The organism is Arthrobacter sp. B1805 (assembly GCF_002929745.1).
In the GTDB taxonomy this organism is placed as follows: Bacteria; Actinomycetota; Actinomycetes; order Actinomycetales; family Micrococcaceae; genus Arthrobacter_D.
In genome coordinates this window covers 153,720-169,147 of the sequence record NZ_PJIQ01000008.1, presented here as the reverse complement: position 1 = coordinate 169,147, position 15,428 = coordinate 153,720, and the positions used below count along the sequence as shown (strand labels likewise).

Here is a 15,428-nt window from a genome sequence, read left to right as displayed (position 1 = left end):
GCGGATCGTCGGGTCGGGACCGGGCGGATGGTTCCGCACCGAAGGAGAAGGTTGAATCTACGACCGATCGTTCTGTCAGGTCCAACGTTCCATGACTGGATTCGTTTCCTCCGGCGGTATGGACTGTTATCCGCGTCACTTCTCTCCTCCGGGGCGGGCGGGGCCGTGGGCTTCCCGTTGCCCGCGTCACGAAATCCGGGGTGCCGGAGGCCGCGCCGCTATGCTTGACGGGTGACTCCCGAAGAACTCTCTGCCGCTATTTCCGCATGCCTGAAGGACGCCGTCGAGGCCGGTGCCTTCAGCGTCGACCTCCCCTCCGAGGTGCGCGTGGAGCGGCCGAAGAACCGGGAGCACGGCGACTGGGCCACGAACATCGCCCTGCAGCTGGGCAAGAAGGCCGGGATGAACCCGCGTGAGTTCGCCCAGCTCCTCAGCGATCGGCTCGCCGGGATCGACGGCGTGAAGAGTGTCGACATCGCCGGTCCGGGCTTTCTCAACATCACGCTCGACGCCGGAGCGGCAGGTGAGCTCGCCCGCACCATCGTCGAGGCGGGTCCGGCCTACGGCGGCAGCGACGCCCTCCGCGGCCAGAAGATCAACCTCGAATTCGTCTCCGCCAATCCCACCGGTCCCATCCACATCGGCGGTACCCGCTGGGCCGCAGTCGGGGATGCACTCGCCCGCGTGCTCCAGTCGCAGGGCGCCTCGGTCGTGCGCGAGTACTACTTCAACGACCACGGAGCGCAGATCGACCGGTTCGCCCGCTCGCTCCATGCGAGCGCGTCGGGGAACGCCGCTCCCGAGGACGGCTACGGCGGTCAGTACATCGAGGACATCGCGCAGCGTGTCGTCGCCGCCGAACCGGACATCCTGTCCCTCGAGGAGGCGGAGGCGATCGAGCGCTTCCGCGTGGTCGGCGTCGACTTCATGTTCACCGACATCAAGAAGTCGCTCCATGACTTCGGCGTCGACTTCGACGTCTACTTCCACGAGCACTCCCTGTTCGAGAACGACTTCGTCGGCGGCCTCCTCGAGCAGTTGAAGGAATCGGGGAACCTCTTCTTCGAAGACGGCGCATGGTGGCTCAGGTCGACCGACTTCGGCGACGATCGGGACCGTGTGGTCATCAAGTCGGACGGATCGCCGGCCTACATCGCGGGCGACATCGGCTACTACGTCAACAAGCGCAGGCGTGGCTTCGACCTCAACATCATCATGCTCGGTGCGGACCACCACGGCTACGTCGCACGGCTGAAGGCTGCAGCCGCAGCCCTGGGCGATGATCCCGACACCGTCGAGGTCCTCATCGGTCAGATGGTGAACCTCGTGCAGAACGGTGCGCCCGTCCGCATGTCCAAGCGCGCGGGGACCGTGGTGACACTGGAGGACCTGGTCGACGCGGTCGGTGTCGACGCCGCCAGGTACACCCTGGCCCGGTTCTCCGCCGACTCGAACATCGATATCGACCTCGATCTCCTCACCAGGCGCACGAACGAGAACCCGGTGTTCTACGTGCAGTACGCCCACGCGAGGACGCACGCGGTCGCCCGCAACGCCGTATCAGCCGGTGTCGACACGAGTGGTTTCGACGCCGCCTCGCTCAGCCACCCCACCGAGGGTGAACTGCTGGCCGCCCTCGGACAGTTCCCCGGCGTCGTCGCGCAGTCCGCGACGTTCCGCGAGCCGCATCGCGTGGCCCGCCATCTCGAGGTCATCGCGGGCACGTACCACCGCTGGTACGACGCCTGCCGTGTCGCACCGCTCGGTGACGCGCCGGTCGAGGACGTCCACCGCTCCCGCCTGTGGCTGAACAACGCCACGCAGCAGGTCCTGGCCAACGGCCTTCACCTCCTGGGTGTGTCCGCACCGGAGAGGATGTGACCGTGGCCGCCGAAGCATCCCCGCTGGCACCCTCCTGGCTGTCCGTTCCCGCAGACCAGGCACGGCTCGATTCCAAGCTGTGGGCCGAGGACGTGGACCGCGGACCGGACGGCGTCCTGCGGGTCGACGGAGTCTCCGTGTCGGAGCTCGCCGAGCAGTACGGCACGCCGTTGTTCGTCGTGTCCGAAAGGGACTTCCGAACCCGTGCCGCAACGTTCCGGGACGCCTTCGACGACGCCTTCCGGGAGTTGTGCGGGGGAGTCGACGTGTTCTACGCGGGCAAGTCCTTCCTGTGCACGGAAGTGGCGCACTGGGTCCGGGAGGAGGGCCTCGGGCTCGACACGTGCTCCGGGGGAGAGCTGGCGGTAGCGCTCCGCGCGGGACTTCCCGGCCACAAACTGGGACTCCACGGCAACAACAAGTCCGCGGCGGAGATCACGCGTGCGATCGAGGCCGATCTGGGCCGGATCGTCGTGGACAGCCTGCAGGAGGTCTCGCTCGTCGGTGACCTCGCGCTGCAGCTCGGACGCCAGGCCAACGTGATGATCCGGCTGACGCCGGGCGTCCACGCCCACACCCATGAGTTCATCGCGACGGCGCACGAGGACCAGAAGTTCGGTCTGTCGCTGACGACGGAGCAGGGCCCGGGCCAGGCGGATGGCAACGACGACGGCGGCAGCTCGCCGGCAGCCCGCGCGGTCGCCGACGCGCTGGCGCACCCGGGCATCAACCTGCTCGGCGTGCACTGCCACATCGGTTCGCAGATCTTCGAACCGGAAGGGTTCGAGCTCGCGGCGCAGCGACTCCTCGGTTTCCTCGCGGGAGTGCGTGACCGCCACGGCGTCGAACTCGCGGAACTCGATCTCGGCGGCGGGTATGGCATCGCCTATACAGAGGCGGACGAGCCGCGGCCCGCGGCGGAGATCGCGCAGGCCATGGCGGCCGTCGTCGGGGCGACGTGCGGCGAGCTGGAGCTGCGCGTGCCGCGGATCTCGATCGAGCCCGGACGCGCTATCGTCGGCCCGACCACCTTCACGCTGTACACCGCCGGCACCACGAAGACGGTGCGCGTCGACGCGGCTGCGAACGGATCGGAGGTCGCGGTCGACACCTCCGTTACGCATCCACGACGCTATGTGTCGGTGGACGGCGGCATGAGTGACAACGCGCGTCCGGTGCTCTACGGCGCGGATTACTCGGCCGTCCTGGCCTCCCGGACGCCCGAGGCGCAGCCCGTACTGTCACGCGTGGTTGGAAAACACTGCGAGAGCGGTGACATTGTGGTGAGGGACGTCTACCTCCCCGAGGACACCAGCGCCGGTGACCTCCTCGCCGTTCCGGGCACCGGCGCCTATTGCTGGGTGCTCGCGAGCAACTACAACTACCTGACGCGTCCGCCCGTCGTGGCGGTGGCCGACGGTGTCGCTCGGCTGATCGTGCGGGGCGAGACGGAGGAGGACCTGTTCCGCAGGGACGTCCAGCGCGAAACCGCAGTGCCCGCCACGGATCCAGGAGCCTCACGGACAGCATGAACTACCCATCAACGCCCACCGCACAGCCCCTGCGCGTAGCCCTGCTCGGCTGCGGCAACGTCGGGTCGCAGGTAGCCCGCATCCTCCTCGAGGACGCGGAGAACCTCGGCCGTCGTGCCGGCGCCCCGCTCGAACTCGTCGGCGTGGCCGTCCGCACCCTGGATGCGCAGCGCGACGTCGTGCTCCCCGACGGGCTCCTCACGACGGATGCCGAGGCGCTCGTGGAGAAGGCGGACATCGTCATCGAGCTGATGGGAGGCATCGAGCCTGCCAAGACGCTCATCCTGCGCGCGATCCGCCACGGCGCCACCGTGGTCAGCGGCAACAAGGCCCTGCTCGCGCAGGACGGTCCCGAGCTCTACGAGCAGGCGGACGCCGCGGGCGTCCAGCTGTCCTACGAGGCCGCCGTCGCGGGTGCCGTTCCGATCCTCCGCCCGATCCGCGACAGCCTCTCCGGAGACCGCATCACGCGCGTACTCGGCATCGTCAACGGGACGACGAACTACATCCTCGACCAGATGGACTCCACGGGAGCACAGTTCGCCGACGCCCTGAAGGCCGCCCAGGACCTCGGCTACGCCGAGGCGGATCCGACCGCCGACGTCGAAGGGCACGACGCCGCCGCGAAGGCCGCGATCCTCGCCTCGCTTTCCTTCCACACACGCTTCGCCCTTGAGAACGTCTACTGCGAGGGCATCACCGCCGTCACGGCCGACGACATCGCGGCCGCCGCCGAGGACGGCTACGTCATCAAGCTGCTGGCGATCGCGGAGATGCTGACCGACGACGCCGGTGCGCCGGGGGTAGGCGTGCGCGTCCACCCGACCCTCCTGCCGAGGTCACACCCGCTCGCAGCCGTCCGTGGCGCCTTCAACGCCGTCTTCGTCGAGGCCGAGAACGCCGGCGAGCTCATGTTCTACGGCCAGGGTGCAGGCGGTACCCCTACGGCGTCGGCCGTGCTCGGCGACGTCGTCAGTGCCGCACGGAGGATGGTGCTCGGTGGCCCGGGCCGCACGGAGACCACCACCGGCCACGTTCCGCCGCTGAGCCTGGACACCGTCCGGACGAGCTACTGCATCGGCCTGCAGGTCGCCGACCAGCCCGGCGTCCTGGCGCGCATCGCGCAGATCTTCGCCGAGAACGGCGTGTCCATCGAGACGATGCGCCAGCGCATCCACCAGGGCGGGCCCGACGGCGGCACCACGGCCGCGTTGCGGATCGTCACGCACCGTGCGCCCGAGGCGTCCCTCGCCGCGACGGTCAAGCAGGTCGCCGCTCTCGATGTCATCACCGCCGTATCATCCGTTCTCCGAGTAGAGGGAATCTAAGTGGCCCACCAGTGGCGCGGAGTCATCCGCGAGTACGCCGAACGCCTGCCCGTCACCGATGCCACCGAGGTCATCACCCTCGGCGAGGGTGGAACGCCACTCGTGCACGCACGGCACCTCTCGGAGCTGACGGGTTCCGCCGTCTACCTCAAGGTCGAGGGCATGAACCCCACGGGGTCGTTCAAGGACCGTGGCATGACGATGGCCATGACGGCTGCCGTAGCTGCCGGAGCCAAGGCCGTCGTGTGTGCGTCGACGGGCAACACGTCCGCTTCCGCCGCCGCCTACGCCACGCAGGCCGGCATCACGTGCGCCGTCCTGGTGCCCGACGGCAAGATCTCCATGGGCAAATTGAGCCAGGCCATCGCACACGGCGCGCAGCTCCTGCAGGTCAACGGGAATTTCGACAACTGCCTCGACGTCGCCAGGAAGCTCGCGGAGGCCTATCCCGTGTTCCTCGTGAACTCGGTCAACCCTGCGCGCCTCGAGGGTCAGAAGACCGCCGCCTTCGAGGTCGTCGACACCCTGGGTGATGCTCCCGACTACCATCTGATGCCCGTCGGCAACGCCGGCAACATCAGCGCGTACTGGAAGGGTTACAAGGAGTACGCGGCACCCTACGCCTCGATGCACCACGGTGAGCTTCCCGCCGTCGCCACGCGCACCCCGATCATGTGGGGCTTCCAGGCCGAGGGTGCATCGCCGCTCGTCAAGGGTCACCCGATCACGGAGCCCGATACGATCGCGACCGCCATCCGGATCGGCAATCCCGCCTCCTGGGACTTCGCGGTCGCCGCACGGGACGAGTCCGGTGGACTCATCGAGGCCGTGACGGACGAGGAGATCCTCGACGCGCACCGGTGGCTGTCCTCCCGCGAGGGAGTCTTCGTGGAGCCTGCCTCGGCGGCCGGGGTCGCGGGACTCATCAAGAAGTACGCGGAGGGCATGGTCCCCGCGGGCAAGACGATCGTCATCACCGTCACGGGTCACGGGCTGAAGGACCCGCAGTGGGCGCTGCGCACGGCGGACGGTGCCGACGTCGAGCCCACGAAGGTCGAGTTCGACGTCGTGAGCGTCGCCGCCGCGCTCGGTCTCGAGGACTGACATGCCGGGCCTCCACGCGGCACCGCGACCCGCGGACGTCCTCGACCTGCCGACTGTCGATGCCGGGCAGGAGGTCGAGGTTACCGTTCCTGCGACGAGCGCGAACCTCGGACCGGGGTTCGACACCCTGGGACTCGCACTGACGCTGCACGATACCGTCCGTGTCAGGACGACGGCGTCCGGGATGACGACCGTCCGTGCCACAGGTGAGGGCGCCCAGGGTCTCCCCACCGACGAGAGCCACCTGATCGCCCGGTCCCTCATCAGCACGCTGCACCGGGCGGGGCGCCGCGCGCCCGGGCTCGAGCTGGACACGACCAACGTCATACCGCACGGCAGGGGAATGGGGTCCTCCGCCGCCGCGATCGTGGCCGGCGTGCTCGCGGGCAATGCATTGCTGCCCGCCGACGAGCGGCTCGACGCCGGTCACCTCCTGCAGTGGGCGGCCTCGATCGAAGGTCACCCCGACAACGTCGCGCCTGCCCTCATGGGGTCGCTGGCCATCTCGTGGGAGAGCGGGCGCGCTTTCCACAGCACGCGCGTGGATGTGCACCCCGACGTCGTTCCCGTGGTCGCCGTGCCGGACGTCGCGCTCTCCACGGAGAGTGCCCGTGCACTCCTCCCGCCGTCGGTGTCCCACCACAGCGCGGCCGCCAATGCCGGCCGCGCCGCGCTCCTGGTGCACGCCATCAGCACGGACCCGTCGCTGCTCTTCTTCGCCACCCAGGACTCCCTGCACCAGGACTACCGGGCCCAGGCCATGCTGCCGAGCGCCACGCTGCTGCGTGGACTCCGTTCGGCAGGCTTCGCCAGCACCATCTCCGGGGCCGGTCCGAGCATCCTGACCCTCGCCGTGGGGGAGGACGGCGCTCTCGCCGCCGAGGAAGCGATCCGCCGGGTGATCGGACAGGGCGACACGCCGCAGAACTGGCGGATTCTCCGGCTCGTGGTGGAGCGGGAAGGTGCTAAAGTGGGAGTGCACCGAGGGTAGTACACCGTTCACGCGGATCTGCTGTGCCTAGTGAAACTGCCCAGTCAGTCGACAGGCACCGTGTGCTTCTGTTGAGCTGGCCGTCTTCTTCTCTAGACCGCCACGAAACTGCAGGTCTAATCAGCAGTGGCACAACCTCCGGTGTAGCCTCCGACCTTTTCTTTGTGCGTGCGGAACCAACCTCCTGCACATCGACATCCTCAGGCTCACAGCACACCCAGCCGCAGCCGGATCGCCTCCGGCCACCCGGACTGCCTTGCGGCACGGGGCAAACCACCGCGGACCACTGATCAGGTGGCCGCCCGACGAGGGGGAAGGATCCTTCGTGACTGAAACCACTGACCTGTTACCAGGTGTGGCCACCCAAGACGCTGAAGCAACCGGCGCATCGACTTCCAAGAGCAGTGGCCTCGCAGGCCTCAAGCTCGCCCAGCTCCAGGCCCTTGCCGGCCAGCTGGGGATCACCGGCGGATCGAGGATGCGCAAGAGCGACCTCGTGTCGGCGATCTCCGACCACCAGCGCGGGTCCGCCGTCGCGGACCGCCAGAAGGCCCCGGCGGTGCGCACCGAGCGCAGCGCCGACGCCGAGCGCCCCGCCGCCAGCACCACGGCCGAGCCCGCCACCGACCGGTCCCAGGACGAGCAGTCCGCGCCGGCCGAGCGCCAGCCGCGCACACGCAACCGCAACCGCCGCGCAGGCAGTGACGGCGTCGTCTCCGCACCCGCCGCCGACGTCACAGTCGGAACGGGCGAGCAGGTCGAGGCCCCGTCGCGCGACGCCGTCGAGGACGCCACCGGCGAGCAGCAGGACCGCGGCGACCGCACCGAGCGCGAAAACGGTGGCCGCAACCAGCGCAACCGCCGCAACCGCCGGGGCGAGGACCGTTCCGACGTCCAGTCGGGGCAGAACGATACGCAGTCCAGCGGCCAGGGTGATTCCGACAACGCCGGACAGAACGATGCCCAGGCCGATGTCCCGTCCGGCCAGCAGGGCGAGGGTCGCGGCGACCGCAACGAGCGCCGTAGCCGTTCCCGCAGCGGACGCGACGACGACCGCAGCAACGGCTCCAACAGCGGCGCTTCCAACGGCGATGGCCAGAGCGACAACGGCCGCAACGGCAGCGAGCGCAGTGACAATCGTTCGAACGGCAATGGCGCCAACGACGTCGAGGGTGGCGGGCGCAACCGTCGCAACCGCGCGAACCGCAACGGTTCCAACGGCCCCGAGGACCGCAACAGCCGCTTCCGCGACCGTAACGAGCGCAACGACCGTCGCCGCGGCCGCAACCAGAACCCCGAGGTCGACGACGTCGAGGTCACCGATGACGACGTCCTGCTGCCGGTGGCGGGCATCCTCGACGTGCTCGAGAACTACGCGTTCGTCCGCACCTCCGGCTACCTGCCGGGGCCGAACGACGTCTACGTGTCCCTCGCCCAGGTGAAGAAGCACAACCTGCGCAAGGGAGACGCCGTCGTCGGCGCCATCCGTGCACCCCGCGAGGGCGAGACCCAGGCCAGTGCCCGCCAGAAGTTCAACGCGCTCGTCCGCGTCACCTCGGTGAACGGCAAGCCCGCCGAGGACCTGAAGGACCGCGTCGAGTTCGCGAAGCTCGTGCCGCTCTACCCTTCGGACCGCCTGCGCCTCGAAACCGATCCCAAGAAGATCGGTCCGCGCGTGATCGACCTCGTGGCTCCGATCGGCAAGGGCCAGCGTGGTCTGATCGTCTCGCCCCCGAAGGCCGGTAAGACACTCATCCTGCAGGCCATCGCCAACGCGATCACGATCAACAACCCCGAGGTCCACCTCATGATGGTCCTCGTGGACGAGCGCCCCGAGGAAGTCACGGACATGCAGCGCACGGTCAAGGGTGAGGTCATCGCCTCGACCTTCGACCGTCCTGCCGACGACCACACCACGGTCGCCGAACTCTCCATCGAGCGCGCCAAGCGCCTCGTAGAGATGGGCATGGACGTCGTCGTGCTCCTCGACTCGATGACCCGCCTCGGACGTGCGTACAACCTGGCCGCTCCGGCGTCGGGCCGCATCCTCTCCGGTGGTGTCGACTCGGCAGCGCTCTACCCGCCGAAGCGCTTCTTCGGCGCCGCCCGCAACATCGAGAACGGTGGCTCTCTCACCATCCTCGCGACGGCACTCGTCGAGACCGGGTCCAAAATGGACGAGGTCATCTTCGAGGAGTTCAAGGGTACGGGCAACATGGAGCTCCGCCTCTCGCGCAGCCTCGCCGACAAGCGCATCTTCCCGGCGGTGGACGTCAACGCGTCCGGCACGCGCCGTGAGGAGAACCTGCTCTCGCCCGACGAGGTCAAGATCATGTGGAAGCTGCGTCGCGTGCTGTCGGGTCTGGAGACCCAGCAGGCACTCGAACTGCTCACCAACAAGATCCGGGAGACGCAGTCCAATGTCGAGTTCCTGATGCAGGTCCAGAAGACGACGCTGGGCTCCAAGGACTCCGACTAGCACCACGGAACCGCCCGGAACGCGGCCATGACTCGACACCACCCGGCAGGCAGGACTGCCTGCCGGGTGCGACGGGTTCGGTGGCCCGTTCCAGGGCGGTTTCCTGCTTAAGCCCACGCGCCGGGAGGAACGACCGGCGCCGGGACGACAGGCATGACACCGCTCGGCCGCGACCCGGTCGGTCCCGCCGTCCCGTCCTTCGTAGACTGGCTGCACAAGCCGAAAGAGGTACACCCGATGTTTGAGTCCATCCAGGGGCTGCTCGACGAACACTCCGAGCTGCAGGACCAGCTCGCCGATCCCGCTGTGCACACCGACCAGGCGCTGGCACGGAAGCTCGGCCGGCGGTACGCGGAGCTCGGCCGCATCGTCGACGCGCACAACCAATGGGCCGCCCTCAACGACGACCTCGAGGCGGCCCGCTCGATGGCGTCCGAGGACCCCGAGTTCGCTGCAGAGGTGCCTGTGCTGCAGGAGCAGCTCGCGACGGCGCAGGAGCGACTGCGCCGCCTGCTGATCCCGCGCGACCCCAACGACGGCCGCAACGTCATCATCGAGGTCAAGGGTGGCGAGGGTGGCGACGAGGCCGCCCTGTTCGCCGGCGACCTGCTGCGGATGTACGCGCGGTACGCCGAGTCCCGGGGCTGGAAGACCGAGCTCATCTCGGCGAACGAGTCCGACCTCGGCGGCTACAAGGACGTCCAGATGGCCATCAAGGGGTCCTCGAACGATCCTGCCGAGGGCGTCTATGCCCGGCTCAAGTTCGAAGGCGGCGTGCACCGCGTGCAGCGCGTGCCGGTCACCGAATCGCAGGGCCGCATCCACACCTCGGCGGCAGGCGTCCTCGTGCTGCCCGAGGTCGACGAGCCGGAAGAGGTCGAGATCAGCCAGAACGACCTGAAGATCGACGTCTACCGGTCCTCGGGGCCCGGTGGGCAGTCCGTCAACACCACGGACTCCGCCGTGCGCATCACCCACCTTCCCACCGGGATCGTCGTCGCGATGCAGAACGAAAAGTCGCAGCTGCAGAACCGCGAAGCAGCGATGCGGGTTCTCCGTTCACGCATCCTGGCGCACGAGCAGGAGAAGATCGATGCCGCGAACTCGGACATCCGGAAGTCGCAGATCCGCACCATGGACCGCTCGGAGCGTATCCGCACCTACAACTACCCGGAGAACCGCATCGCCGACCACCGCACGGGCTACAAGGCCTACAACCTCGATGCCGTCATGAACGGCGAGCTCGAGCCCGTGGTGCAGTCCGCGATCGAGATGGACGAGCAGGCACGCCTGGACGCCATCGGCTCGGACGAGTAGGAGTGGAGGAAGCCCTGCGGGCAGCCGAGCGGCGGCTGCGCGAGGCCGGCGTGCCCAGCCCCCGCGTGGATGCCGAGCTCCTCGCCGCCCACCTCCTCGGGGTCTCCCGCGGCCGGCTGCGCGCCCTGGCGCTGACCGGGGCGGAGACGCCGGCGGGCTTCGAGGAAATCGTCGACGAGCGCGCCCGCCGCGTGCCGCTGCAGCACCTCACCGGCACCGCGTCCTTCCGGCGCGTCGAACTCGCCGTCGGGCCTGGCGTCTTCGTGCCGCGGCCCGAGACCGAGACCGTCGCGCAGCTGGTCATCGACCGTGCAGCCGGGCTGCAGAATCCGAAGATCGTGGATCTGGGGACCGGATCCGGAGCGATCGCGGCGGCGGTCGCCGACGAAGTGCCCGGCGCGGACGTCCACGCCGTCGAACTCAGCGACCTCGCGCTGGCCTGGGCCGGTCCCAATCTGGCGCCGTTCGGGGTGCGGCTCGTCCAGGGCGATCTGGCCACGGCGCTCCCCGAGCACGACGGCACCTTCGACATCGTCGTGTCCAATCCGCCCTACATCCCCGCGGACGCGGTGCCCAACGAGCCCGAGGTGGCGGAGCACGATCCGCAGATGGCGCTCTACGGCGGGGGAGCGGACGGCATGCAGCTGCCCCGTGCGGCCGCTGCTTCGGCGGCTCGCCTCCTCCGGGTGGGTGGCTACTTCGTCATGGAGCATGCGGAGGTGCAGGCACCCTGGGTCGCCTCGTTCCTCGAGCAGGCGGGAGTGTGGACGTCGATCTCGACCCACCAGGACCTCAGCGGCCGCGACAGGGCGACCAGCGCCGTGCTCGATCCCACCCCGGTCCCGCTGGACCCGACCCGAAAGGCAGCACGATGACGGACCGCACCACGGACGCTTCCAGCGACGGCGCCAGCGACAGGGCCGACGGCGCCGGCGACGGCATCACCGACACCGTTGCCGTCGCGGCCGTCACCTACGACCGCCACGAGGAGCTGGCACAACTCCTGCGCTCCCTGGCGGTGCAGAGTGCACCGATCCGGACCGTGGCGCTGGTGGACTCGGGCACGCAGCCGGCGACCGCCGTGGTCGACGCGGCACGTGCGGCGAACTCCGGCCCTGCAGGGGAGGCCGGAGCCCCGATCCACTACCTGCGCTCCGAGGCCAACCTGGGCGGTGCCGGCGGTTTCGCCTTCGCCATCCTCGCGGCCATCGCAAGCGGTGCGCAGTGGATCTGGCTGATGGACGACGACGGCCACCCGGAGGACGAGCGGTGCCTCGCCGAGTTGCTCCGCGCGGCCCACGAGCACGATCTGGACATCGTGAGCCCGCTGGTGGCCGCGACCTCGGACCCGACCCGGCTGTCCTTCAACTTCCGTATCAACGGACTGCTCACGAACGACCGCGCCGTCCTGGAGCCGATGGGGTACCTGCCCAACATGGTGCACTTCTTCAACGGTGCACTGATCCGTGCGGACGTGTTCTCTAGGATCGGATTGCCGGACATGAAGTTCTTCATCCGCGGCGACGAGGTGGATTTCCTCGCACGTGTCCGCAGGGCGGGCCTGAAGTACGGCACGCTGGCCACGGTGGCTGTCCGGCACCCTGCCACCTGGTCGGAAATGAAGCCGATCTTCGGTGGGTTCATCACCCCGGTCATCCCGGACGGCGAGTTCAAGCGTTTCTCCTACTTCCGCAATCGGGCCTACCTCGCCCGGAAGTACCGTAACCTCCGATGGTTCGGCGCCGACGTCATCGGGTTCCCCTATTACTTCCTCACTCACGGTGACCTCAAGGGACTGCGTGCCTGGTTCGCCGCGTATTCCGCCGGGCTTCGCGGCTCGGGATTCGGTCCGCCGCCGTCGGCCTGATGCTTCAGAAGGGGCTCCGCCGATCGGATCAGGGGCTGGTGGAACGCAGCAGGATCGCGATGTGCAGAGTCCCCGCCGGGAATGGAAGGATGAACCCGTGACCACTAGCTACGACTGCTCAGATCCCGCCCAGCGCACGGAAGGACTCGCTGCGGCCCAGCGCGCCGTGTCGCTCAAGCAGTGTGTCGTCCTGCCGACCGACACGGTGTACGGGATCGGCGCGGACGCCTTCTCCCCGCAGGCGGTCGCCACGCTGCTAGCCTCCAAGGGCCGGGGCCGGAACATGCCGCCGCCCGTCCTCATTCCGCGGATCCAGACACTCGACGGCCTCGCGACGGACGTCCACCCGGATGCCCGCAGGCTCGCGGAGGCGTTCTGGCCCGGCGGCCTCACGCTGATCTTCCACGCGCAGCCCTCCCTGACCTGGGACCTCGGGGACACCCTGGGAACGGTTGCCCTGCGCATGCCGGACGACGACGTCGCCCTGGAACTGCTCACGCTCACGGGCCCGCTCGCCGTGTCCTCCGCGAACCGGACCGGTCAGCCCGCCGCGACGACGGCAGCGGATGCCGCAGCCCAGCTCGCCGAGTCCGTGAGTGTGTACCTCGACGCCGGGCCGCGAACGTCCGGCGACGGGACGGGCTCCACGATCGTGGACGCGACCGGCGAGGTACTGCGCGTCGTTCGCCAGGGCACGCTGTCGCTGGAGCGCCTGCGCGAGGTCGTTCCAGGAGTCGTCGGGATCGACGGCATCGACGGGGAAGAAAGCATCCGGCGGGATCGGTAGCGGACCGGCAGGTGGGCCAGGGTCAGGCGGCGTCCGACCGCGCCCCTGCTGCCGCGGCGAGTACGGACTGCACCCTCGCCGTCGGTTCGAGGCCGTGGTCGGTGGCCCAACCCGCCACCTGGTCCTGCCCGAACCACATGAGTTCGGCCCGCCGGACATGACCGTCGAGGCGCCCGCGGACCAGGGCTGACAGTGCATATCCGATCCCGACCGCGATCCTGCACAACCCGGCAGGCAGGACGCGCGGATGCCCGCCGGCCGCTTCGAGCACCGACCGGACAGTGAGTCCCTCCCAGGGCTGCAGCACCCGGGCCGGAAGAGGGCCCTCGTGCCGGCCGACGGCGAACACCAGTTCGGCGAGCGCGTCGACGGACGTGATCGGCGATGCCGCGTCTCCGGGTGAAGCCACCGACGCCAGCGGAGAACGGGCGAGCCGCACGAGTGCCGTCGTCGTCGGTCGTCCCTGTCCCTGCACCGACGTGGCGCGGATCGTGACGACCGATACCGCGGGTTCCCGGTCCGCAGCCAGGGCCAGTGCCTGCTCACCGAGCGCCTTGCTGCGCGAGTACGCGGAGAAGGGCCGGACGGCGTCGGTCTCGTCCAGGACCGGCGTCCGCCCCTGCACGGCGGCACTGCTCAGGTGGATGACGCGCCGGGCGCCCGCCGCTGCAGCGGCGCGGGCGACGACCGCGGGAAGCAGGGCGTTCGCCCCGAGCAGGCCGTCGCCTCCGGCCGAGGACGGTGTTGCCAGTCCTGCCGCATTGACGACGACGTCGTGACCGCGGATCGCGGCCAGCAGTTCCGTGATGTCGATGACCGCCGCGGCCTCGAGAAGGGCAGTGGGAGTGTCCGCCGCCGTCGTCAGGCGTGGCGCCCGGGCAGCGTGCGCTTCGAAACCGGCGGAATGCAGGGCGTGCAGCACGGCGGAGCCGACGAAGCCGGTACCGCCGAGGACGAGCCAGCTCATCGTGCCGCCCCCGGCCGGTCGGCGTCGGCCGTCCGTCGCGGCTGCGGCTCCAGGGGCGGCTCCGGTTGCCAGTCAGGATCACGCAGGATGGTCCGCGCGGCGCGCCAGCCGCGCCACACGGACGACGAGCCGGCGAGTGAGTGCTCGACGGCGACCAGCCGGATGATCTCCTTCGCAGCGGACAGGAGGGTTCCGACGCCGAAACCGAGCCTGCTGTAGCGCCCGTGGAGCTGCAGGTAGCGCGCGAGGTGACCCCGGTTGCGCATGCCGCAGAACCTGGACAGGTCGCTCGAGTCGTTGAGGTGTCGGACTCCGAGGTCCACCTGGCGCTGCGCCCGTGTCTTCCGCAGGACGAAAGCATCGACGTAGGCCACCGGGTACCGCTGCGAGATGAGCCAGCCGTAGGTGAGATCATCGCCGTTGAGGAAGAACCGTGCGTCGGGCAGGCCGATCTCGCGGACGACGTCCGCGGACACCAGCATTCCCTCGAAGCAGCCGACATTGGTGTGGAACACGGGCGACTGCTGGAAGACGTCCCCACGGACGGGCAGGTGGACTCCGATGGTCTCATTGAGGATGTGCTGCCAGAAGAAGGGGTTACCCGCGTGGTCGTAGCGGCGGCCGTGGATGCAGGAGTAGCGGGGCATCCAGGGCGCGAAGGAGGCCAGTGCGTCCGGCAGCACGACGACGTCGTCATCCATGAGCCAGAGCCACCCGGCGCCCTCGTCCAGCGCGCGGGCCGCCCCGGCCGCGAAACCGCCCGATCCGCCGACGTTGCGGGGCAGGCGTTCGACGATGACAGGGACCGGGAGGTCGAGGGCGCCGAGCACCTCCGCCGTGTTGTCCGTGCTCGCATTGTCGACGACGACGACGCCGGCGGGGGCCGGATCGAGGCCGGCGATCGAGCTGAGGAGTTCCTGCAGATGAGTGGCGCGGTTGTAGGTGGTGATCACGATGAACACGCGGGGATTGCTTGCGTCAGCGACGTGCAACGTGTTCCTTCCGGGCCGCGCCATGGCACCGTGCATCGGGTCCGGCACGGGTGGTGCAGTTAGTATTCTCGGGTAGTAGCAGTCTATTACACCGTGCTCCACCCCTGCCGGGCCGGGCCCGGCACCAGCGGTGCCGGAGGTTCCTGCCCCGCCGGATGCTCATTCTGGTCGGAGCGCGGTGAC

The 15,428-nt window shown here is 69.2% G+C and carries 12 protein-coding genes; 10 read left to right on the top strand and 2 right to left on the bottom strand.

Features of this window, described 5'->3' with window-relative positions; all coding sequences use genetic code 11:
- The first annotated feature begins 231 nt into the window (after nt 1-231).
- From argS to CXQ96_RS10960, 10 genes are all read left to right on the top strand, one after another.
- Nucleotides 232-1,881: an arginine--tRNA ligase gene (argS, locus tag CXQ96_RS11000; RefSeq protein WP_104118077.1), complete on the top strand. Its 1,650-nt coding sequence runs from the start codon at nt 232-234 to the stop codon at nt 1,879-1,881.
- Nucleotides 1,878-3,413: a diaminopimelate decarboxylase gene (gene lysA, locus CXQ96_RS10995; RefSeq protein WP_104118076.1), complete on the top strand. Its 1,536-nt coding sequence runs from the start codon at nt 1,878-1,880 to the stop codon at nt 3,411-3,413. Before argS ends, lysA begins: the two co-directional genes overlap by 4 nt.
- Nucleotides 3,410-4,741: a homoserine dehydrogenase gene (locus CXQ96_RS10990; RefSeq protein ID WP_104118075.1), complete on the top strand. Its 1,332-nt coding sequence runs from the start codon at nt 3,410-3,412 to the stop codon at nt 4,739-4,741. The genes lysA and CXQ96_RS10990 overlap by 4 nt, the downstream gene beginning before the upstream one ends.
- Nucleotides 4,742-5,845 (top strand): threonine synthase, encoded by a 1,104-nt coding sequence (gene thrC / locus CXQ96_RS10985; RefSeq protein WP_104118074.1) that lies wholly within the window; start codon nt 4,742-4,744, stop codon nt 5,843-5,845.
- Nucleotide 5,846: 1 nt separating this feature from the next.
- A complete protein-coding gene (thrB, locus tag CXQ96_RS10980) occupies nt 5,847-6,836 on the top strand; it encodes a homoserine kinase (protein ID WP_104118073.1) in 990 nt (329 codons plus the stop codon).
- Nucleotides 6,837-7,161: 325 nt separating this feature from the next.
- Nucleotides 7,162-9,315, top strand: a complete 2,154-nt coding sequence (gene rho / locus CXQ96_RS10975) for a transcription termination factor Rho (RefSeq protein WP_104118072.1) — start codon at nt 7,162-7,164, stop codon at nt 9,313-9,315.
- Between the two features lie 237 nt (nt 9,316-9,552).
- Nucleotides 9,553-10,632, top strand: coding sequence for a peptide chain release factor 1 (gene prfA / locus CXQ96_RS18875; RefSeq protein WP_258059046.1), 1,080 nt, complete (start codon nt 9,553-9,555; stop codon nt 10,630-10,632).
- Between the two features lie 2 nt (nt 10,633-10,634).
- Nucleotides 10,635-11,507: a peptide chain release factor N(5)-glutamine methyltransferase gene (prmC, locus tag CXQ96_RS18870; protein WP_258059045.1), complete on the top strand. Its 873-nt coding sequence runs from the start codon at nt 10,635-10,637 to the stop codon at nt 11,505-11,507.
- Nucleotides 11,504-12,499: a glycosyltransferase family 2 protein gene (locus CXQ96_RS10965; RefSeq protein WP_308662779.1), complete on the top strand. Its 996-nt coding sequence runs from the start codon at nt 11,504-11,506 to the stop codon at nt 12,497-12,499. The genes prmC and CXQ96_RS10965 overlap by 4 nt, the downstream gene beginning before the upstream one ends.
- A gap of 97 nt (nt 12,500-12,596) precedes the next feature.
- Nucleotides 12,597-13,286 (top strand): L-threonylcarbamoyladenylate synthase, encoded by a 690-nt coding sequence (locus tag CXQ96_RS10960; RefSeq protein WP_104118071.1) that lies wholly within the window; start codon nt 12,597-12,599, stop codon nt 13,284-13,286.
- 22 nt (nt 13,287-13,308) lie between these two features.
- Here CXQ96_RS10960 and CXQ96_RS10955 read toward each other — a convergent pair whose 3' ends face one another.
- Both CXQ96_RS10955 and CXQ96_RS10950 read right to left on the bottom strand, forming a co-directional pair.
- Nucleotides 13,309-14,253 carry an NAD(P)-dependent oxidoreductase gene (locus CXQ96_RS10955; RefSeq protein WP_104118070.1) on the bottom strand — a complete coding sequence of 315 codons (945 nt, stop codon included), beginning with the start codon at nt 14,251-14,253 and terminating at the stop codon, nt 13,309-13,311.
- Nucleotides 14,250-15,245, bottom strand: a complete 996-nt coding sequence (locus tag CXQ96_RS10950) for a glycosyltransferase (protein ID WP_219816127.1) — start codon at nt 15,243-15,245, stop codon at nt 14,250-14,252. Before CXQ96_RS10950 ends, CXQ96_RS10955 begins: the two co-directional genes overlap by 4 nt.
- Nucleotides 15,246-15,428: the final 183 nt, after the last annotated feature.